Here is a 22,419-nt window from a genome sequence, read left to right as displayed (position 1 = left end):
CTGTATTTTATGACTTCAACGTATTCTGACAGCCTGCCCTGGGCACATCCTCTGGTTCGCGAATGGTTTGTTAAGCAATTTATCTCAGCAACGGAACCACAAGAACAAGGTTGGCCGCAGATTCTTGCAGGCAATACCACTTTAATTTCTGCGCCTACGGGCTCGGGGAAAACTTTTGCTGCATTTCTCGTTTGCATCGATAAGCTAGTACGTCAATCCATTGCTAAAGAATTAACTAATCAAACACAAGTGCTGTATGTCTCACCATTAAAAGCACTAACAAATGACATTCAAAAAAATCTCATCGGCCCCCTGGCTGAGATTTTCAAATTGGGGAAAGAACAAGGCTATGAAATGGAGGAAATACAAATTGCCGTGCGTACGGGTGACACGCTTCCTCGTGAAAGACAAGCCATGCTAAAAAAACCCCCTCATATTTTAGTAACTACCCCTGAGTCGTTTTATTTATTACTTACTGCTGAAAAAAGTCGCACTATTCTGAAAGATGTAAAAACTGTCATAATTGATGAGATTCATGCATTAGCAAACAATAAACGGGGAACACATCTCTCGTTATCCTTAGAACGATTAGAAGCAATTAGCATTCAGTCCCCCGTTCGCATTGGTCTATCAGCGACGCAAAAACCTATCAATATTGTTGCTAATTTTCTTACAGGAAATGATCGACCTAAACCAGTGATTATCAATATTGGTCATACTCGTCAACTTGAACTTCATATTGAGGTTCCTTCCAGCGAACTAGCCCCTGTTGCATCCAATGAAATGTGGGATGAGATTTATGAGCGCTTGGCAGAACTAGCAAGGCAAAATCGTTCTACGTTAATTTTTGTTAATACCAGACGGCTGGCAGAACGTGTTGCTCATCATCTGGCCGAACGTTTAGGAAAAGAGTTAGTGGCAGCTCACCATGGGAGTTTATCGCGTAAGCTACGCTTGGCAGCTGAAACAAAATTAAAGAATGGTGAACTGAAAGCACTGGTAGCAACAGCATCCTTGGAATTAGGAATTGATATTGGTACGGTTGATCTTGTTTGCCAACTTGGCTCACCTCGTTTGATTTCTGTTGCTTTGCAGCGCATTGGTCGCTCAGGTCACTGGCATGGCGCTATTTCAAAGGGAAGAATTTTTGCGACCACACGCGATGAATTACTTGAATGCGCCGCCTTAGTTCATGCCATTCGCAACAAAGAATTAGATCAATTACTGGTTCCCGAGGTACCTCTAGACATTTTAGCGCAACAAATCGTTGCAACCTGCGCAACAGATGATTGGTATGAGGATGAATTATTTAAACTAATTAAAAAAAGTTTTCCTTATAAAAACCTCTCTCGAGAACAATTTGATTCTGTTTTAGAGATGCTTGCTAATGGTATTGCAGGCTCCCGCGGACGATACGGTGCTTATCTCTTTCGTGATCGCGTTAATGGCATCGTTAAAGCGCGTCGTGGCAGCCGTTTAACAGCCATTACAAGTGGCGGAGCCATTCCGGAAAATGGTTTATTTACGGTAATCGCAGAGCCTAATGAAGTTATGGTAGGTACCTTGGATGAAGACTTTGCTGTTGAAAGCAATCGCGGTGATATTATTCTGCTCGGCAATACTTCCTGGAAAATTAAACGAATAGAAAGTACCAAGGGAAGAGTCCTGGTCGAAGACGCTCATGGCTCCCCTCCCAGCGTTCCTTTCTGGCGCGGCGAAGCTCCCCCTCGCTCAGATGAACTCTCCCTGCAAGTTTCTTATTTACGAAAAAAAATAGATGAATTGCTTCCTTTAACTCTTTCTCCTGTTGAAGAAATTCAAAAACAATCTGCTGCTTCTGCCGCGATAAACTGGTTAAAAGAACAATGTGGAGTTAATGATGCCGGGGCTGAGCAACTTATTGAATACATTTTGGAAGGACGAGCCGTTTTAGGAGCGATCCCAACTCAGGAAATTATTATTGCTGAGCGTTTCTTTGATGAGTCAGGTGGTATGCAACTTGTTATTCATTCTCCTTTTGGAGCCCGTATTAACAAAGCGTGGGGGCTTGCTTTAAGAAAGCGCTTCTGTCGCTCGTTCAATTTTGAATTACAAGCAGCAGCGACAGATGACGGCATTAATATTGCTCTTGCTGAACAGCATAGCTTTCCTTTAGCTGATGTTTTTCATTTTTTACATCCAAATTCAATTACTGAGGTGATAACACAAGCGATTTTGCAATCGCCTCTTTTTACAACGCGCTGGCGATGGGCGGCAACCCGATCGCTAGCTTTGGTACGCTTTCGCAATGGTAGAAAAATACCCCCGAATATTCTGCGGATGCTTTCAGATGATTTATTAGCCGCTGTATTTCCCGACGCCGCTGCGTGTCAGGATAATCTAGCCGGGCAAGACATCGAGCTTCCAAAACATCCGTTAATTATTGAAACCATGAAAGATGCTCTCACGGAAGCGCTTGATATCGAAGGTCTTATTAAACTTCTTGAAAGAATCAACGAGGGAAAAATTCAATGTTTGGCCATCGACACCCCTGTACCTTCTGTGTTTTCCCATGAAATTTTAAATGCAAATCCCTATGCTTTTCTTGATGATGCCCCCTTAGAAGAGAGGCGAGCCAGAGCGGTAGAAATGCGTCGTTTTTTGCCAGAGTCTGTTTTACGTGAAGTGGGCGCACTTGATCCAGATGCCATTATTGAAGTTCAAAAACAGGCTTGGCCAGATATTAGAAATGCGGATGAATTACACGACACATTGCAAAGTTTAATTGCCCTGCCAATCGATATTCACTTGAGTAATATACATACGCTGTTTCCTGCATGGAAACTTTTTTTCGAACAACTAAGCAACCAGAATCGCGCAGGTATAGCCTCTGTTGCAAATAAGCAATTTTGGATAGCCACAGAAAAAAAACATAGCTTCGCTGAAATTTATCCTGAGGCAATTTTTGATACCACACTACCTGATATTAAGGAGCAATCTTTAGAGCGTGAGGCTGCTATTGTTCAAATGTTAAGAGGCTGGATGCAACATACCGGGCCTATTCACGCTCATGAACTTGCTAATACACTGGGTTTAAAAGAAGCTGAAATTGAACAGGCACTACTTCATCTAGAATCTTCAGGATCAATTTTGCGTGGTTACTTTAGAACAACAAAACAACAACAAGTTGAATGGTGTGAGCGGCGGCTTTTAGCCAGAATTCATAACCTCACTTTAGGCAAATTACGCCAGGAAATTGAACCCGTAACCGCTGCACAATTTATGCGTTGGCTAATAAACTGGCAGCATGTCATGCCCGGTACGGAATTAAAAGGCGAACACGGGTTGTTAGAAGCTATTAGACAATTACAAGGCTATGAGATTCCGGCCAATGCCTGGGAAAAGCAAATTTTTGCCAGACGAGTAAAAGACTATACCCCAGATATGTTAGATCGCCTTTGTTTGACAGGGGTAATAGGTTGGGGACGTTTATCACCTCATCCCGCATTAGCAGTACAAGAAAATAGCGCCTCCCCCGGTTCTTTAAAATATAAACGTATAATCCCCACCAGTGTGGCTCCAATTACTTTTTTTATTCGTGAAGATGCCGATTGGATGAGCAACATGCCTCCTTTAGAGAATGAACTACAACCCTCTCTAAGTCATGTTGCACAGAACATCTATTTTTATTTAAAAGAAAATGGGGCTTCTTTTTTTGTAGATATTACCGATGGAGTCAATCATTTGAAGGCCGAAATTGAAGCAGGTTTATGGGAGTTGGTTTCAGCTGGATTAATTACTGCTGATGGTTTTGATAATTTACGTGCATTGATAGACCCTCATCGTCGGACAGGAAGAAGAAGTCGTAGCATTTTTAGACATGCCACCGGTCGGTGGTCTCTATTAAATAGAAAAAAAATAACAACCAAAGATAGACAACTTGAGGCCACCTGTTGGGTTTTACTAAAACGATATGGCATATTCTTTCGTGAATTATTGGCAAGGGAGAAAATTATCTCCAGCTGGCGCGATTTACTTATTGTCTTTCGTCGTTTGGAAGCACAGGGAGAGATTAGAGGAGGCCGTTTTGTCAGTGGTTTTCTGGGAGAGCAATTTGCCCTACCTTATGCAGTTGACTCGGTTCGCGCTATTAAAAAGAAAACGCCTGACGCAATGAGTGTTAGCTTTTCCGCCGCTGATCCCTTGAATTTAGTCGGCATTATATTACCCGGTGAGCGAATTCCAGCCTTATCAGGAAAAAAAGTCACTCTCAAAGAGGGTGTTGAATGCAAAGAAGACGCTTACCAAGGTTGGTAAGCCATCTAGTGTGTAGTGACATCTGTTAGAGGTTCAATGGCACTTATAAATTTCCCCTGTCCCCATGTAACCCCTAATTTTTGTAAAATTTCCCACTGCTCCTCTCTTTCGATGAATGTGGCAATCACACTTATATCAAGTGTTTTTGCCATTTCGTTAAAGTAATGGATGAAGAACTGTTTATTTTCATTTTCCGTGATGTCATGAAATAGGCTGCCATGTAACTTGATGTAATTAATTGGAAGCTCATTTAAATAATGCATTGGTGAAAAATTAATACCAACTTGATCTATGCCGACATTGATATTTAATTTTTGCAATGCTTTGACAAAGAGCAATACTTTTGAGAAATTTTTTAATACTGTCGTTTCATTCATCTCCAAATGGAGCCTATTGCGATGCTTCATAGGTATCTTTCCAAGCATTGCCAGATAATCTTCGCGATATTGCGGATTCAAAATCGTCTCTGCTGTAAGGTTTAAAGCAATTGTGAAACGAGTCAAGAGATTCTCTGCCAACACTTTCTTCAGAACAGCCTGATCAACCAAATGAGCTTTCCCAGCTTTCTCTGCTATAGGCATAAAATAGCCTGCACACAGTTCGCGTCCATTCTCGTTAAGTCGTACGAAAATTTCTCGATGAAAACTGTCTCGATTTGAAACAATCAATTGATTATATAAAGAAATTTTTGACGTTGATAAAGCCGCTGTTATTTCTTCGCCAGTAATAGTCGGCTCATAACTATTTATACTTGCACTAAATGATAACTTGTTTGCTTCATTCCTTGAATGTTTTAAAATTTTATCTGCTTCAATCAACAATTCAGTAGGTGTTTGATGTAATGAATAAGGAACTGCTGCTACAAAAGCTTGGCATGGATAGCTTTTTAATGATTTTTTTATTTCTTCATTAAATTTGTCACAGTTTTTTACGAATTCGTTGGCATCACTTTCTTTTATTAATAATGCAAAATTACTACCGCTGATCCTGGATAGATTAATGATTGTGTCAGAGGGCCAAAAATTGGCACATACGTTGGCAATATCGCAAAGCACCTTATCCCCTTCCTGAAATCCTGATTCCTTATTTAAGCGTTCGAGACCATCTACGGCAACCAAGATTATAAAGCCGGGAGTAAATTCCTCTTCATCACTTAGCAAAGAGGTAAGTTGTTGTAAAAAGTATCGTCGATTTCCTATATTAGTTAAGGAATCCTGGAAAGACTGATCGCGTAATTTTTCTATTTGTTCTAACTGCTCTTTGAAAATACGTTTTACTCTCATCACCATTTGATTCATAGCAAGAGTAACCTTTTTGAATTCGGGTGTTTTTGGAATCTGTTCCTGTATAGGGAATTGGCGCTGGCAAATTCCTTGTGCCTGTTCAGTGACTCGTTTGAAAGGTTTCAGTAACCAATTTATAAAAAGATAAACGATGAACAATGAAAGCAAAGCAAACAGTACATACCAGGCAATTAGCTCGCGGGCATTATCCCACAGTGCATTCAATGCATAATTCGGATCTGTTGCCACAAAAATTTCACCGATTTGATTCCAGCCACTCATGACAATTGACGAGCGCACTGGGGGAGTTAATTGAATAAATTTTTTAAACCATCCAGGCACTTTTTCTTTTTGTTTAAGTTGTTGCCGCGAAATTAATAGCTTCCCTTCCATATTTCGAACTTCAATCAAAGAAAAATAACCACGATCAAATACAGCCTGCACCATAGAAAGCATGAGGGCTTTATCTTGGTTAACCAGTGCATGAGAAAGCGACAAACCTAATGAAGTGGCTGTATCCTGAGCATTGCTTCCCATTTGTTGAATAAAATAGTTTCGCTCATTATTTAAACTGATAAGGTATGAACCAATAAAAATTAATATTAATAAGCTTAGAACCGCTATAGACATCTTCCGTGTTAATGTCATAAATCACCTTTTTTGCATTCTTTGAATAAGACTTTGCCACTTAGTTAAACGATTTGAGTCGCCCAAAAATTTATCCGAACTTCGCTGTTTAGCTAACCAAAGTCCTTGACCATTAAAACTGTAAACGGGAATTAAATCCGGTCGTTTTGAAGCAGGTAAAATTTCACTCACCAAATTATCCAAAACCAGGGGTTCGGCATTTGGTTTTGCATAGAAGGCTAAAACCATGTGTGCGCGATTAAGTTTTACAGATTTAACATAGGTAATTCGCAAAGTTTGCATAGGAACTCCTAATGCAAGTAATGTAAAATACTTCGCAATGGAAAAATCTTCACAATCCCCTTCCCCAGAGACAATAAATTCTTCTGGTGTTTGCCAATAATCTTCTACACCCTGAGTATTGTCTTCATAGTGAAAGATAAATTGATTAAAAAAATCGTTCGTTACTTTTAGTTTATTGAAGGTAGCATCATTCCGATTCGTTAAAATTAATTTTTTCCAGGCAGCAAAACGCTGAGCTATGGCACCCGTGTATTTTTGCTGCTCCTTATCTATTTGCTCAATAGATAAGGGCAGATTCTCTTGTGTAGAACTATACCCAGACACAAAAGGCAAGCTTACAAGTAAAACTATGCCAGCCAGACTAAATGTGTTTAGGTATTTGCTTATAAGTGACCAGTACTCCCTGCACATGAGCAACTTCCTTTAGTCTCTCCATGGCGTTTGCTGCATGGCCACGATATTCATAAGGACCTACTATTACATTGAAACAACCTTTAATAATTTGTACGCAAGCCTTAAAACCTAGCTTATTAAGATGTTTTGCTAAAGTGATAGCTTCTTCTTTTTGAGCAAAAACCCCGGTTGAAACATACCAGACTCTGGGGGCGACAATAGGTGGTGTCGTTGTATTTTTATAAATAGTCGCTTTGGTCAGTGGCGTAGTATTCATATTTTTCACAGGATGAGCTAACGCTAACGCATCATCAGTTGTATCAGGATAAGGTATTTTATCCATTTCCTTATTAAGCAAGATATGCGTCTGAGCTGAACTAAATACATCGTTATTAACGACATTCGCGGGCAATCTAAGATGGAGATAAGGGAGTAATTTGCCCATACCATTTAAAATACGGTAACGTGCAAAAATTTCATCATTTTTACCTCGCACAAATTCAATTTCTGATTGATAGTATTCATTTTGAGAATCCAATAAATCAAGTAAAGTACGTTTACCTACTTTAAATTGCTCTTGATAAGCACTACGGGTCTGTCTTGAAGCAATGACGTGCTGTCTTAACGGTTTTAATCTAAGACCTGCTGCCATCCAGGCATTCCACGATAAACGAATAGACTCTTTTAGATCAATCAATGCCTTATTTTTTATTTCATAAGCTTCCTGAACTTGATAAGCCGTTTCACGCACATGAGCTTCATCCGCACCACCACGAAACGCGTTATAATTCATACGTATCATTGCCAGTCTATCGTTATTTGGTCCAACAAGACCATCTAAATTACGATTTTGCGAAGCGCTTAAAACCAAATCAACCCGTGGATAATAACTGGCTCGAGCAACTTCGTATTGTGATTTGGCTTCTTTCACATCGGCGTATGTAGACTTCACCGTAGGGTGACTATCTAATCCTTGCTCGATAGCCTCACCTAAGGAACGAGGCAACTCTCTATTCGTAGGAATTTTAGGCCAAACTAATTTTCCCGGCCATTTCCCTACCGCTTTAGCATAGTTAATTCTTGCTTCATGTAAATTTGCTTCGGCACTGATTTTATTAGCTTCAGCTAATGCTAAACGGGCATCCGCTTGATCTAACTCAGCCTCACGAGAAATTCCTGCATCACTTCGCTCTTTTATCATGGCAAAAACAGAGCGATGCGCCTGATAGTTTTTTACAGCATAAACATAGAGTTGCTGATGCAAAAGGACTAGTAAATATCGATTGGTTATATCCAAAGCCAAATCTTCGGCAATACCTTGTGTTTTTAATTTTTGCGCTTCACAAAGATAGACATTACGTTTCAGCTCATTAGCAATACCGCCTCCAGCAAAAAGATTTTGCTTGAATTCAATATTTGATTCGACACGGTTTAAGATGCGTTGCCCGGGACCGTCAATAGCTTCGGTAGTTGGGTTAATACTTTTTTCACGACCAAATCCACCCGTAACATCTACTGTAGGAAAATAGGCTCCTCGAGCTTTATCAACGCCTTGTCGAGCAGTTAATCCTTTAGCCGTATTAAATAAGACATCAGGATTTGAAATCATTCCATGCTGCACAGCATCATAGAGTGTTTCAGCAATCACGGAAGAAGTTATGACCAAGCTTGCGATAACCACAACACATCTAACAATCATCTAGATCCTTTTAGCTAACCATTAAACTGATAAAGCTTATCGCACAACAGCTATTTTTCCTACTAGTTTTAATTGCTAAAATATAATATTACTCCATCTTTTCTCATTTTTTATGCAATCAGATTTACCCACACTTTCAGTAAGTCAACTTAATCGTCAAATACGTTCTTTTCTGGAAAATGAAATTGGTGAGCTCCTTGTCCTTGGTGAGTTATCTAACTTAAGTAAGCCAAGCTCAGGGCATTTTTATTTTACCTTAAAAGATCACTTAGCCCAATTGCGTTGTGTTTATTTCCGGAATCATCATGACGCAAACAGCAAACATTTTAAAGATGGGCAACAAGTTTTAGCCAAAGGGAAATTAAGTCTCTATGAAGCAAGAGGTGATTATCAGCTAATAGTGCATTCCCTTAGTGATGCCGGCCTGGGAGAACTTTATCGTCAATTCGAAGAGTTAAAAGCAAAACTTCAGTCGTTGGGATTATTTGCTGCGGAAAGAAAAAAGAATATCCCTCGTTTTTCATCTGTTATTGGGATTGTTACTTCTGCCAGTGGGGCGGCATTGCATGACATTTTAACAACTCTGGCAAGACGTTATCCTTTAGCCTCGGTAAAAATCTATGCAAGCGAAGTACAAGGGAAAGATGCTGCCCAGCAACTCATTAAAGCCATCAAAAAAGCAAATCAAGATAATCTGGCTGATGTGTTAATTTTAGCCAGAGGCGGTGGTAGCATTGAGGATTTGTGGGCTTTTAATAATGAGCAGTTGGCCTTGGCGATAAGTAAAAGCACTATTCCCATTGTCACAGGGATAGGCCATGAGACTGATTTCACCATCGCTGATTTTGTCGCAGATTTAAGAGCTGCCACACCTACTGCTGCAGCCGAAGCAGTAACCCCTAATCAAATTGAGTTGCTAGCTTCCTTACAAACACTCAAACAACGTGCAATTTCATCGATTGGTCGCCTTACCCAACATAAACAACTTTTACTCTCTAACCGCATGGGTAAAATTTTATCGCCACAGCAGTTAATCGCTAAATATTGGCAGACAATTGACTTTTTAGAGCGACAACTCTATCAAGCAATGCATAGTTTATTAAACCAACAAAAAAACAGATTACATCTATTACTCACCAAATTACACGCCAATAATCCACGAACATTGCTCCAACAATCGCAAAATCGCGTTCTATCTTTGGAACAGTATTTAACACACCTTATTACTGCAAAGTTGAATAGATTAAAACAAACTTTCATGACCCGCTTGGCTACATTGCATGCAGTAAGTCCCTTAGCTACACTGGAGAGAGGCTATGCAATTGCAACCTTTAATGAAAAAGTTATTTTTAATGTTCAGCAAGTCAATAGAGGCGACATGATTAATATACGCTTAGCTCAAGGACATTTAAATTGTGAAATCATTAATAAAGAGGACCATAAATGATGGATTGCTCTAAATTTTTATATCTAATTATTTCTTTATTACTTTTGCTGACTCGTTCCTTGTATGCAGCCTCAAATAACTTGCCTGAAAACCATTCGGTTAACGGTGGTGTAACCATTATCCCTATCGACGTTAAGCAGCAACCTGAAATCTATTATGACAATAAAAAAATTGCCGTCCTTCCCAGTTCAGAACCCAATCAATGGCTACTTATTGTTGGTATACCTCTGGACAAAATGGAACCTGTGCAAAAGCTTATAATGACCAAACCCTATAAAACCTCAATTCCCTTTCATGTCACCGATAAATATTATGCAACTCAAAACCTGACAATTACTGATAATCGTCTTGTTAATCCGTATGAAGAAGATAAAAAACGCATTGATAAAGAAAATCAGGAGATGGCAAAACTGTTTGCAAAATTTACACCCAACAATCCCTTTGTTAGTGGATTTAAAGCGCCAGCACATGGGGCGATTACCAGTCTTTTTGGACTAAAACGATTTTACAACCATCAACCATGGCCACCCCATTCAGGTTTAGATATTGGAGCTCCTGAGGATGCTCCAGTTCATGTCACCGCTGAAGGAAATGTCGTTGCTACAAAAGAGTATTTTTTTACAGGTAATACAGTAATCGTCGACCATGGTATGGGCCTATTTTCTCTCTATGCCCATCTAAAACGTATTGATGTTAAAGTTGGTGATCATCTGGAGCAAGCAGCGCAAGTTGGAACCGTTGGCAAAACGGGGCGAGCCACTGGACCACATCTACACTGGTCAATGATTCTAAATCAAACCTTAGTTGACCCGCTTCTGTTTGTTCCTGTGCGAATAATTACCGCTCTGCCCGCCAACAACCCAGCTCAAAAAACCAATAAAAAACTGCTGAAACAATAAAAGAGATTTTACATGCTTGAAGAAATTAATCAGAGTTTGGCTATTATTATTGAACAAACAAAAGCCAACATGAATACACTTATTATTATTTTGTGTATACCTTGGCTGATTTATTTTATTAATCTTTTTTTAAACAATCGCTTGCTCTATCTTGGTATCATCCCGAGACGCTTTTATGGCCTCAGCGGCATTCTGTTTGCCCCCTTTCTGCATGCAAATTTCAATCATATTTTCTTTAATTCAATCCCATTATTGGTATTAAGTAATTTTATTCTCATTAACGGATTAACCTATTTTTTATACGTTACAGTAATGATTACGGTTCTGAGCGGCTTTTTAATTTGGTGTTTTGCCAAACCTGGAATTCATATAGGAGCGAGTTCATTAATTACTGGCTATTGGGGATTATTGGTAAGTGATATTCTGCAACAAGGGACTGTAACTGCAATTATACTTGGGATTATCAGCATTTATTATTTTGCCGGAATTTTTTTAGGGATCTTCCCGGGAAAAAAAGGTGTTTCCTGGGAAGGACATTTATTTGGACTAATAGCAGGCTTTTCTACCAGTTATCTTGTTAGCTATCTTGGGTTAGCTTTAACATCAGGCTCACCATTGTAGATGCTAGAGTTCGAATTTTGTACCAAGTTGTTTGATTTTTGCATTGCGATAAACTGCTTGAGCAATGCTGATATCTTGAATTGCAAGTCCAACTGATTTGAAAACTGTCATTCTCTTTTGGTAATAAGCCGAATTTTTTTGAATCATGCTCCCTAATTCTTTAAGTCTGGCTTTCGTCAGCGCCTTATTCTCAATTGCATTAATAATTTCTCCCGCTTCAGCAAGTGCAGCTTTTTTTTGATCAATAATTACAATAGCCTTTGCCAAAACATCGTTGGCAATCTCTCGCATTTCCTTTGAATGCGAACCAATTGCATTGATGTGAACTGACGGATTAATGTCTTTCAAATGCACAAGCGGTTCTTTACTTGCCGTTGCTGTACATATAATGTCCGCATCTTTAACAGCTGCTTTCACATCCTTATAGGTTTTAACCTCAAAATGCTCTTGTATTGCTTCCGCAAATAAATCAGCATTTTCCTTATGACGTGACCATAAAGAAACTCGCTTTATTTCCCGCACTGCAGCTATAGCTTCAAGTTGGGTAACAGCTTGCACACCCGAGCCAATAATCGCCACATGGCTGGCATCTTTCTTTGCAAAATACTTTGTTGCAAGACCTGAAGCAGCCCCTGTCCTTAAAGCTGTTAAATAAGTTCCCTCCATAAGGGCTTCTATTTCACCGGTTTCAGCATCTAAAAGGATAATGCTTCCGTAAATACTAGGGCGATTTTTCTTTGAGTTGTTTGGGAAAACGGAAACCACTTTTAGTCCCAAAGCATTATGAGCAGATAAATAAGCTGGCATAGTCAATGTTAAAGCATTTTTATTTTCAATAGGAATTGAGGTTCTAAGCGGCATAACAACATTACCTTTAGCTAATTGCATAAATGCTTCTTCCATTACTTGTATTGCTTCCTTCATGGTAATACAGTGTTTAATGTCATCCAGCTTTAGCAAGGTCAAACTCATAGGAACTCCAAATTTAAGACTCTAAAAAAGTAGGGTATACTATTTCTTGTATAAGAGACGGATATAAGCATGTCAATGTTTTTAATCATAAAATAAGGAAATACTATGAAAATTGGTACTTTTGCGGGGCTTGTTGCAACATTATCCTTAACTACCTTTGTAGCTCACGCAAACTGGGTATGTAATGTTGCTAATTTACGCGGGGAGCATTGGACTTTTACAGCTCCCACTCAAGAAAGCGCTCAAACAATGGCAAAGAATGCTTGTGATGCAAACAGCATTAATCCCAATAATTGCAATCCTCAATGTTTTGATAACGGTGTTGCTGCCGGCCGCTGGCACTGTGTGGTTAGTAATTTAAAAGGTGATCACTGGTCATTTTTTGCACCAACACAAGAGCAAGCTAATGCCTTAGCAAAAAATGCCTGTGATGCAAATAGCATTAATCCCAATAACTGCAATCCTCAATGCGTGCCTGAATAACAGCTACTTATGTCCTCCCGCGCAAGCGGGAATCTACCATCTATTAAATTCTTTACTTTCTTTGTGAAATGGATTCCGTCTACGCGTGAATGACAGAAAATGAGACAATCATTCTATGCCCTGCAAGCAGAGCAAGATAAAGTCCAATGTTTTATAACCCACTTTGTAGTATACTATTGCCCCTTGAAGTTTAAAGCATGTGTTCGCCCCATCATGGTCAAACTGATACTTAATCCCCCTAAAGTTGATAAAAAACAAACTTGGGGAAATTTATATGGCTGCAGTCTTCCTTTAGCAATAGCTGAATACTGTCAACAAAAAGCAGGCATCAAACTTTTAGTTGCGCCAGACAATCTAAGTGCAGGACAACTATTGGCCGAACTACGCTTTTTTTTGAGTGATAAAAACGCCCCAGAATTGCTGTTTTTTCCAGATTGGGAAACACTACCTTATGATCAATTTTCACCACACCAAGATATTATTTCTGAACGCTTAGCTACGTTGAGCCGCTTGCAACAAGTCTCTAATGCGATAGTTATCAGTTCAGCAAGCACGTTGATGCATCGCTTATGTCCACCGCAGTTTTTGCATCACCACGCGTTAATTCTGCAAGAAGGTCAAACACTTAATTTAGAACAATTTAGACATCATTTGCAGGAGGCCGGCTATCACTGCGTGAACAAAGTGTTGGAACATGGTGAATTCGCTATCCGCGGAGCAATTATTGATATTTATCCCATGGGAAGCCCGACGCCTTTTCGCATCGAGTTATTTGATGATGTCATTGATAGCCTACGGCAATTTGATACGGAATCACAACGTACAATTGCTAAAATTACAAATATTCAACTTTTGCCAGCGCGCGAATTTCCTCTAAATGAGCAAAGTATCACTTTATTTCGTCGCGCCTTTAGAGAACAATTTTCTGGCAATCCAAGTCAATGCCCTGTTTATGAAGCAGTCAGTGAAGGACAATACCCTTCAGGAATAGAATACTATTTGCCCTTATTTTTTGAACAAACTGCCACTTTTTTTGATTATCTACCCGCAAATGCTAACATCTTCCTCATTGGGGAAATTCCTGAACAGGCGGAGCAATTTTGGCAAGAAGTCGCAACACGCTATGAGCAGCGAAGCTACGATATTACACGTCCGATTCTTAAACCTAACCGTTGTTTTTTAACGGCCACAGAATTACTGACTTATGCAAACCAATACCAGCAAATTCGTTGTTATAATGAGACCGTAGAAAAAAAAGGAGCTGTTTTTAATTTTAATATTGAAAAAGCGCCCTCTTTACCTATTGAACGTCAAGCTGAAAAGCCCTTAGCAAAATTAAGTGATTATATTGCAGACAAAAATAAACGTTTTCTCATTGTTGTAGAAAGTGCAGGAAGACGCGAGGTTTTGTTGGACTTGCTAAAACAAGCTACTATAACACCGAAAATACAAGCTTCCTGGGAGGATTTCCTTGAGGACTCCGCTCTCATTAGTATTACTACAGGTCCATTAATTTATGGTACCGAACTCATTGATCAACAAATTGCAGTAATCGTTGAAGCGCAGCTGTTTGGTGAACAGGCTATTCCTCAACGACGAAGCACCCAAAAAGCTGTCGATCCCGATCTGATCATTCGCGATTTGGCTGAGCTGCGCATGGATACACCCGTGGTTCATTTACAATTTGGCGTAGGTCGGTATAAAGGCCTTAAAACCCTGGACAGTAATGGAACGATGAATGAATTTCTCGTTTTAACCTATGCTGGGGATGACAAAATTTATGTACCGGTCACCTCCCTTCATCTAATCAGTCGTTATACGGGTGTTGATAGTGAACACGCACCCTTGCATAAATTAGGTTCCGACCAATGGCAAAAAGAGAAGAAAAAAGCTGCCGAAAAAATTCATGACGTGGCGGTGCAATTACTTGAAGTCTATGCTAAACGTGAAGCAAAACCAGGTTACGTTTATCAGTTTAATTCCGCTGATTATCAACGTTTTGCCAGTGGTTTCCCTTTTGCTGAAACAACCGATCAATTAAGAGCAATTGAACAAATTATTAAAGACATGGAATCACCACGACCCATGGATAGGTTAATCTGTGGTGACGTAGGCTTCGGCAAAACAGAAGTTGCCATGCGTGCCGCTTTCATTGCTGTGCAAAATGGAAAACAGGTTTGTGTCCTCGTTCCTACTACATTGTTGGCTGCGCAGCATTTCGAAACATTTCGCGATCGATTTGCCGAGTTTCCTATTAATATTGAACTACTATCTCGTTTTCGTAGTGGCAAAGAGTCTGAGAAAGTCATTGATTCTTTGAAGAGCGGCCAAACTGACATTGTGATCGGCACCCACAAACTTTTTTCCAAAGAGATTTCTTTTAAGAATCTAGGACTCCTTATCATCGATGAAGAACATCGTTTTGGTGTTAAGCAGAAAGAACATATTAAATCTTTACGCACCCATGTTGATATTTTGTCTATGACGGCAACCCCTATCCCCAGAACATTAAACATGGCTATGGCTGGCATTCGCGATATTTCTCTTATTGCAACTCCCCCGGCAAAAAGGCTAGCCATTAAAACATTCTGGCAGGAAAAGAGTGACTATATTCTTCGAGAAGCGATGCTGCGTGAGATTTTACGTGGAGGGCAGGTTTATTTTCTTCATAATAATGTGCAAACTCTTGAGCGCGTCTGTCAGGATTTGCAATTATTGGTCCCTGAAGCAAAAATTCGTGGAGCACATGGACAGATGCGTGAACGTGAACTAGAACGAATTATGTCCGATTTCTATCATCACCGTTTTAATGTGCTCGTCTGCACCACTATCATCGAAACAGGAATCGACATTCCTACGGCAAATACCATTATTATTGATAGGGCTGATAAATTTGGATTAGCGCAACTCCATCAACTACGGGGGCGCGTGGGACGTTCTCACCATCAAGCCTACGCCTACTTATTAACACCCAATGAAAAATTATTAACCTCTGATGCAGTCAAACGATTAGAAGCTATTGTTTCTTTAGAAGACTTAGGCGCCGGATTTACTTTAGCCACTCATGATTTAGAAATTCGGGGAGCTGGTGAACTACTGGGCGAGGATCAAAGCGGTAACATGCAGGCGATTGGTTTTAGCTTATTTATGGAAATGCTCGATAAAGCCGTTAGCGACCTAAAAGCAGGTAAAACTCCTGAGTTGGCAACGCCCGTGCAGCAAGGTCCAGAAATTGACTTACGATTAAGCGCCATTATTCCCGACGATTATATTGCTGATATTCATACCCGTTTGATTATGTACAAGCGAATTGCCAATGCTAAAAATAAACAGCAATTACGTGATTTACAAATTGAAATGATAGATCGCTTTGGTTTACTACCGCAGCCTGCTAAAAATTTACTGTTAGTCACTGAACTAAAACTTTTAGCAACGCAGTTAGGAATTAACAAGATTAATGCCGCACAGCAACAAGGTAAACTGGAATTTGGCGAACAACCAAAAATTGATCCTGCTATCCTGATTAATCTGATTCAGCTCCACGCCAAACGTTATCAACTGGATGGCCCTACTCGTCTAAAATTTACGCTAGATAATACAACAGCGGAAGAGCGTATTCATGAAATTCAGGCACTATTAAGCAAATTAGCTAATAAAGAAATTGAATGGTAAAGATTAAGATAAAGCAGTCACTGCTTTAATTGCTAATCAATAATCCAACTTCAATCCTGCATCAGTCGCTGCAGATTCTGGATCAGCCGAGAGCTCTGCACCATCGCCAGGGAAAGAACTAAGCAAGGTATCAGGAGCATCTATTGATAATTCAGCTTGATAACGGATAAATGCGACACGACGCATAAGAGAACCCTCAGCATCAAATTTAGGATGTTTTTTAACATCTTTTTCCAGCTCGGCTAATGTCTCTGTAATGTCCTTACCAGATTCAAGTACCTCTATGGCGCGAGCGACTAATGCATGATGGTGGCGATTCCAGTGTGCCGTAAAAAATAAACCTAACGCGGGAATACACCAATCTTGTTTGTTGTAATCGATTAATAGCGCTAATACATTACGAGTAAATGCCTTTTCATTGTCCCATAAATGAGAATAACGACCCTCTAGCTCTTTAAAGTGTAAATATTCGCTAGATTGCTTCATTTGTTGTTCAGCGTCTGCTGCACCAATATCATTTAAGAATTGTTGTTGATAAGCGGTAAATGGAAATCGTTTTGGGGAGTCTAAGTATTGTACCAAGCATTTATTTGCCTTTCTTAAATAAGACTCTCTGCCTTCTTCTTGCAAGTCTAAAAAACTTTTAAGCTCATCGCTTTCCTTAGCACCGGCTAATCTACTGAGAGCAATATAAATAGCTAGAAAATTTTCTGCATCTTTTTGGGATTTTAGTGAACCAGAAACTGAGATTTTTTTTCTGGTAAATGGGCAAATAATATCATCTTCTGTTAATTGCTCACCGTCAAGCGTTAATTTTTTCTTATTTTCATTAACAATTGCCGCTTGCCTAAAAATTGAGTTTAAAAAAAAGTATGATAAAGAACTGGCTAGTGCATCCTCTTCGTTTTCTTGTTCGGGTAAAGTCTGCAAAATTCTAATTATCTCAATGCATTCATCTAAATGAGGAATAATTATTGGAGTAATTGTTGGGGTGGATACAATTTCGTCCAGGCTAACAGTATTTGTCAAAATAAGAGCAAATATTTTATCTAAACTTTGACATGTTCTTATAAAATTCTCACGCGAGGCTGTTCCCATTTTTTTCAGAATAGCATGATATTGGACTTGCAATTCTGATAAATCCTCAACTTTGTCTAAGGCTATTTGAATGCCTGTCTCGTCATTTGCATCCAATTGAATTATTTCACGAGCATCATCAAATTGCTTTTTTAAAGCAGCCACACTGTCCTTGGCGATTAAACGAACATCAGCATTTCCAGGTTCATAATTTGAAAACAAGGGAACATCAGGGATTTCTAAGGTACTGGAATCAATGAAGAAGCCCTCTTTTTCTTTAATTTTGTCGCTAAAATGGTGGATATCTATTGACGATAACAATGGCACATCAAACCTCTTCGAATGTCAAAAATTTAGACAGTTTGAATATTTTAAATAATAATTACACGAGAATCAAGCTAAATCGCATAAAATAATCCAATTCACAGGCTGCCAGAACCCCAGGGCCCTTTAGGTCTAGCCCATAATTCGTCTTTATCATGCAATTGCCTGGTGTAGGCTTTATCTAAATACTGCTTCGTATTTTCCAGTAATGAAGTAGCAACTTTCCTGAATAATGGATCATGATCTTTATTAATCATTGCTTCAAGCTTAAGGTAAGCACTACCCTCCCTGTTATTAACTACATGGGTTAGTCTGGCCATTTTATCAACCGTGTCTTCTAATGAGGAACGAAACAAGGTAGGTTTTGCCCCATAATAACTTTTCATCAGATCAAAAATTGCCTCTACTGTTGGCTCAGCTAGATTAGGTTTTTGAATTGTCACTGAGGGGGTAACATAGGAGGAAGAATGCGATACTGTAGGACTTACTGTAAAAGATGGCGGTTCATATTCACCGCCAGAATCAACCACGGGATGAACTAGTCCATGCCAGATTTTTAGCGCTTGCTCATTTTTTTCTGCTAAAATTTTCTCAGCAGCAACGTGAAATTGCGCCAATAAAGCCTCAACTTGCCCTCCTAAACCTAAATTAGCTGCCAAACCTTTAATTAGGTTTTCATGAGTCGTCTTCCAAAGTTCAATTGCTTCTGCATCGGAACTTGTAAGCTCTTTACTCCAATCAATAAAATATTCGGGTTCAAAATCAAAAAAATAAAGCCTGTCGCTAATTACTAAATTTCTAGCTGTAAGATTATCTCCAGTTCCTTTAAGCACACTGCGGTCTCTATCAACGACGCCTGCCTGCAGCATTATTAAAGACAATTCCATTGCTTGTCTTATTAACAGTTTTGAGTGGCTTTGAACTTGCGACCATTTTGTTGCAATTTTAGATGGATAAGCTTCGCGAATAAAATAATCATCGCCTGCTGCAATGACTGGAAGAAAACCCGCTCGACCTTGTAATTTTATTGAGGCATCTCGATCTTTTGGTGCTCCCAATCCTTGCTTAAACACAATTGCATCGGGATGGCTGGAATCAGTATCAGTCGATTTTTTCTTCCCTATCAAAACAGTAACGGGTCCGCCCTCCTTCGCTGCTACAAAATCATAATACTCATGCATGTTTTTTGCAGTAATCTTTGGCATTTCCTATCCTTTTATACCCTTAACCTGCCTGTTAACTTAAATATAGAATAAAAATGAGCAGACAGAGCATTAATGAATCCCATGCTTCAAAGATAGGCCTATGTACTTTGTTAAAACACTGTTATGATGATGAAAAATAGGAAATAATTTAAAAAAGACGCGCAAAAATGCGGCGTACATATATACTATTAACGAGGACAATTTAGTATAAGGTTTCTGCTATGGACATGAAAAAATACATTTTATCAATTGCAATGGGTACCCTATTACTAAGCTCGGTTTATGCCAGTACTCAGGAAGGCGAGGCGGCTTATAATGAGCAGCGTTACGAGAAAGCTTTCATGTTACTTTCTGATGAAGCCGCTAAAGGTGATGCAAAAGCACAATATCTGTTAGGTAAGATGTATTATAACGGACAAGGAGTAACTTATAATGCTGAGAAAACCGAACAGCTATTATTAGCCTCCGCTAATCAGGGTAACGTAGATGCCCAGGTGTTATTAGCGGGATTTTACTGGTACCAGGAAACACCCGATGGTTACAGTAAGGCACTTCAATGGTACGAAAAGGCAGCAGCTCAAAATAATTCCGACGCCCAATATGCTCTCGGTTACATGTATGATCATGCAACAGGCGTACCGCAAAATTACGAGACTGCTATGTCGTGGTATAAAAAAGCTGCTGAACAAGGAAATTCCGAAGCTGCTTTATCTATTGGTTTTATGTATGATACAGGAACCGGTGTAGCGAAAGATTTGCCTGAGGCGATTAAATGGTATCAAAAAGCCGCAGAACTCAATAATCCAGGTGCACTCTATAACCTCGGTCTTTTACACAAATATGGCGAAGGTGTTCCAAAAGACGAAACTAAAGCGTTTGAATATTTTCAAAAAGCGGCAGATAAGGGACATGCCAAGTCCCAACTTGAAGTCGGTTATTTTTATGATACTGGAAAAACAGGCTCTGCTGATTTACAAAAAGCAGCCTATTGGTATCAAAAAAGCGCTGATCAAGGTAATGCCAATGCTCAATTCAATATAGGTGACATGTACTTATATGGTGACGGGGTTACAAAAAACCTGGAACAAGCCGTTAGCTGGATTCGTAAATCAGCTGAGCAAGGATATGGAAGGGCTCAAAATAAAATGGGCATCTTTTATCGTGATGGCATAGGAGTAACGGTTAATCCCGTTGAAGCTTACGCATGGTTTAGCGTTGCAGTTACGAATGGTTTTACTGACTCTAGCAAAGCGCGAGACGAGCTTGAAAAAACACTCACGCCCGAGCAATTACAGCAGGCTAAAGATTTAGCCAATAAATATGCCCTGCAGTATAAAACCAAATAAATCATAAAAGCTACCAATAAACTGCCTCTATTGAGGCAGTTTATGTTTAGGCCCATACAATAGTGTTACGCTGAGAAACCGCCCCTTTAATAAGATCATGATAATTAGCCTCTACAATACGTCGTTTTACCTTAAGTGTTGGGGTTAAAAGACCATTCTCAGGCGTCCAGGCATCTTTCAAAATAATAACATGACTAATCTTTTCGTAATTGGCTAATTCACTGTTCACTTTACGTAAACTTTCCTGTAATTCTTGTTTAACATTTTCTTTATTTTGACTACGTCCCAAGTCACTCAAAGTAACAATTAAAACGTTGTTTGGTAACTCACGCCCCACTATACATAATTGTTCGATAGCTGAGTTTGCTGCAAACCGTTCTTCAATAGGCGCAGGGATAATAAATTCTCCTTTTTGATTTTTAAAATTCTCAGAAAGGCGCCCAATTATTTTTACATTATAATTTTCATCCAACTGTGCAATATCACCTGTATGTAACCAGCCATCTTTGGTTAGTGTAGCATCCGTTGCTTCTTTATTTTTGTAATATTCTTTCATCAAACAAGGTGATTTAATCATTAATTCATTTTCGTCACCTAATTTTAATTCCACTTGTAGTCTGGGAGTACCTACATAACCAGGGCGTCGTTGACCAAGCATTGTAAATGTTGCATAAGCTAAGTTTTCGGTTTGTCCGTAACCTTCTTGAATTTTTAAATCAAGCTTATCAAAAAATTCAATAATAGAGAGTGGCAAATGAGACGCTCCGGAAAAACAATTGGTGCATCGATTTAACCCCAAGTGATGTTTAATTTTCTTTTTTATCAAACTGGATACAAAAGGTATTTTAAGAAGAAAATTCAGTTTTCCAGGTGGTAATTTTTGCTCTATTTTTTGTTGGAATACCCCCCAAATCCGCGGGACCGCTGTAAAAAATGTGGGTTGGACTTCGCGCAGATTGTCAGCAAATTTATCAAGGCTCTCAACAAAAGAAACATCACAAGGAATCGTGATGCTACCCAATTGAATTGCGGAGCGCTCATAGACATGAGCCAAAGGTAAATAGGACATGAGGTGATAATGATCGAGTACCTTTATTCGCCTAATATCCTTAGGAAATAAACTGAGATAGTTCGCAATAATTTCATGAGTATAGACAGCGCCTTTCGGCTGAGCCGACGTACCGGAAGAATAAATAATGGTATATAAATCATCTGGTGAAGTCTCTACAACCTTTTCCACAGGTTCTTTAGCAAGAACATCAGTCCAATGATAGGTTGTATTCATATTCCCATGATAGCCAAAACTTACTGTAGGCAATTCTTCAGGAATATAACGGTGAACTCGTTGGTGGTCATCCAGCTTACCAATAAAGACAAGTTTAACTTCTGCATGACTTAGCACAAATTTGATACTATCTTCATGCTGATTAGCAAATAAAGGCACATTGACCATACCTGCTAAACTAATTCCGAAATCGCTAATAAACCATTCCGCGCAATTTTTTGAAAAAATTGCAACATGATCCCCTTTTTTTAACCCCACATCCTGTAGTAAACGTGCCACCTGCCTGGCTTGGTGGATAACCATACTCCAGGTTAATTCATGCCATTGTCCTTCGCGTGGTTGTCTAAGATAAACCTTGTCACTCAAATTATTTTCATTCTCGAGTAAAAGATGATTCAATAATTTTGCTTGCATTGTCATAGCAGAGCCCTTTTCATAATTCATAATTATAATGATAGTACTCAAAGACCGGTTTCTTAATTAGGTA

At 39.3% G+C, this 22,419-nt stretch carries 14 protein-coding genes; 7 read left to right on the top strand and 7 right to left on the bottom strand.

Annotation, left to right across the window (positions count from 1 at the left end):
* The first annotated feature begins 9 nt into the window (after positions 1-9).
* Entirely contained in the window at positions 10-4,296 is a 4,287-nt protein-coding gene (locus PXX05_RS03640) for a DEAD/DEAH box helicase (RefSeq protein ID WP_275089700.1), read from the top strand.
* A gap of 5 nt (positions 4,297-4,301) precedes the next feature.
* Here PXX05_RS03640 and PXX05_RS03635 read toward each other — a convergent pair whose 3' ends face one another.
* The 3 genes from PXX05_RS03635 to PXX05_RS03625 are packed head-to-tail and all read right to left on the bottom strand — an operon-like array spanning position 4,302 to position 8,601.
* Positions 4,302-6,227: a bifunctional diguanylate cyclase/phosphodiesterase gene (locus PXX05_RS03635; protein ID WP_275089699.1), complete on the bottom strand. Its 1,926-nt coding sequence runs from the start codon at positions 6,225-6,227 to the stop codon at positions 4,302-4,304.
* 3 nt (positions 6,228-6,230) lie between these two features.
* The gene (locus PXX05_RS03630; RefSeq protein WP_275089698.1) at positions 6,231-6,833 is read right to left on the bottom strand and encodes a transglutaminase-like cysteine peptidase; all 603 of its coding nucleotides are present in this window, start codon (positions 6,831-6,833) and stop codon (positions 6,231-6,233) included.
* Positions 6,834-6,870: 37 nt separating this feature from the next.
* Entirely contained in the window at positions 6,871-8,601 is a 1,731-nt protein-coding gene (locus tag PXX05_RS03625; protein WP_275089697.1) for a TolC family outer membrane protein, read from the bottom strand.
* A 112-nt stretch (positions 8,602-8,713) separates the two neighbouring features.
* On the opposite strand from PXX05_RS03625, the gene xseA reads away from it, so the two are divergent.
* The 3 genes from xseA to PXX05_RS03610 are packed head-to-tail and all read left to right on the top strand — an operon-like array spanning position 8,714 to position 11,568.
* Complete coding sequence (xseA, locus tag PXX05_RS03620) at positions 8,714-10,048, top strand: exodeoxyribonuclease VII large subunit (protein WP_275089696.1); 1,335 nt, start codon at positions 8,714-8,716, stop codon at positions 10,046-10,048.
* Positions 10,045-10,947, top strand: coding sequence for a peptidoglycan DD-metalloendopeptidase family protein (locus PXX05_RS03615; RefSeq protein WP_275089695.1), 903 nt, complete (start codon positions 10,045-10,047; stop codon positions 10,945-10,947). The genes xseA and PXX05_RS03615 overlap by 4 nt, the downstream gene beginning before the upstream one ends.
* Positions 10,948-10,959: 12 nt before the next feature.
* Positions 10,960-11,568 (top strand): rhomboid family intramembrane serine protease, encoded by a 609-nt coding sequence (locus PXX05_RS03610; protein WP_275089694.1) that lies wholly within the window; start codon positions 10,960-10,962, stop codon positions 11,566-11,568.
* Positions 11,569-11,571: 3 nt separating this feature from the next.
* Here PXX05_RS03610 and PXX05_RS03605 read toward each other — a convergent pair whose 3' ends face one another.
* Positions 11,572-12,540, bottom strand: coding sequence for an ornithine cyclodeaminase family protein (locus PXX05_RS03605; protein WP_420844627.1), 969 nt, complete (start codon positions 12,538-12,540; stop codon positions 11,572-11,574).
* A 105-nt stretch (positions 12,541-12,645) separates the two neighbouring features.
* On the opposite strand from PXX05_RS03605, the gene PXX05_RS03600 reads away from it, so the two are divergent.
* Both PXX05_RS03600 and mfd read left to right on the top strand, forming a co-directional pair.
* Positions 12,646-13,023: a hypothetical protein gene (locus PXX05_RS03600; protein WP_275089692.1), complete on the top strand. Its 378-nt coding sequence runs from the start codon at positions 12,646-12,648 to the stop codon at positions 13,021-13,023.
* Between the two features lie 213 nt (positions 13,024-13,236).
* Positions 13,237-16,695 (top strand): transcription-repair coupling factor, encoded by a 3,459-nt coding sequence (gene mfd / locus PXX05_RS03595; RefSeq protein ID WP_275089691.1) that lies wholly within the window; start codon positions 13,237-13,239, stop codon positions 16,693-16,695.
* 36 nt (positions 16,696-16,731) lie between these two features.
* Here the strand turns inward: mfd and PXX05_RS03590 are convergent, their stop codons facing one another.
* Together PXX05_RS03590 and PXX05_RS03585 are read right to left on the bottom strand one after the other, a co-directional pair.
* Positions 16,732-18,099 carry a DUF5617 domain-containing protein gene (locus PXX05_RS03590; RefSeq protein ID WP_275089690.1) on the bottom strand — a complete coding sequence of 456 codons (1,368 nt, stop codon included), beginning with the start codon at positions 18,097-18,099 and terminating at the stop codon, positions 16,732-16,734.
* 95 nt (positions 18,100-18,194) lie between these two features.
* Positions 18,195-19,301: a hypothetical protein gene (locus PXX05_RS03585; RefSeq protein ID WP_275089689.1), complete on the bottom strand. Its 1,107-nt coding sequence runs from the start codon at positions 19,299-19,301 to the stop codon at positions 18,195-18,197.
* Between the two features lie 221 nt (positions 19,302-19,522).
* On the opposite strand from PXX05_RS03585, the gene PXX05_RS03580 reads away from it, so the two are divergent.
* On the top strand, positions 19,523-20,647 hold the full coding sequence (locus tag PXX05_RS03580; RefSeq protein WP_275089688.1) for an SEL1-like repeat protein: 1,125 nt from the start codon (positions 19,523-19,525) through the stop codon (positions 20,645-20,647).
* Positions 20,648-20,693: 46 nt separating this feature from the next.
* Here PXX05_RS03580 and PXX05_RS03575 read toward each other — a convergent pair whose 3' ends face one another.
* Positions 20,694-22,352: an AMP-binding protein gene (locus PXX05_RS03575; protein WP_275089687.1), complete on the bottom strand. Its 1,659-nt coding sequence runs from the start codon at positions 22,350-22,352 to the stop codon at positions 20,694-20,696.
* Positions 22,353-22,419: the final 67 nt, after the last annotated feature.

It is taken from the genome of Legionella cardiaca, from assembly GCF_029026145.1.
Classification (GTDB): Bacteria; Pseudomonadota; Gammaproteobacteria; order Legionellales; family Legionellaceae; genus Tatlockia; species Tatlockia cardiaca.
This window is presented reverse-complemented; position numbering and strand designations above follow the sequence as displayed.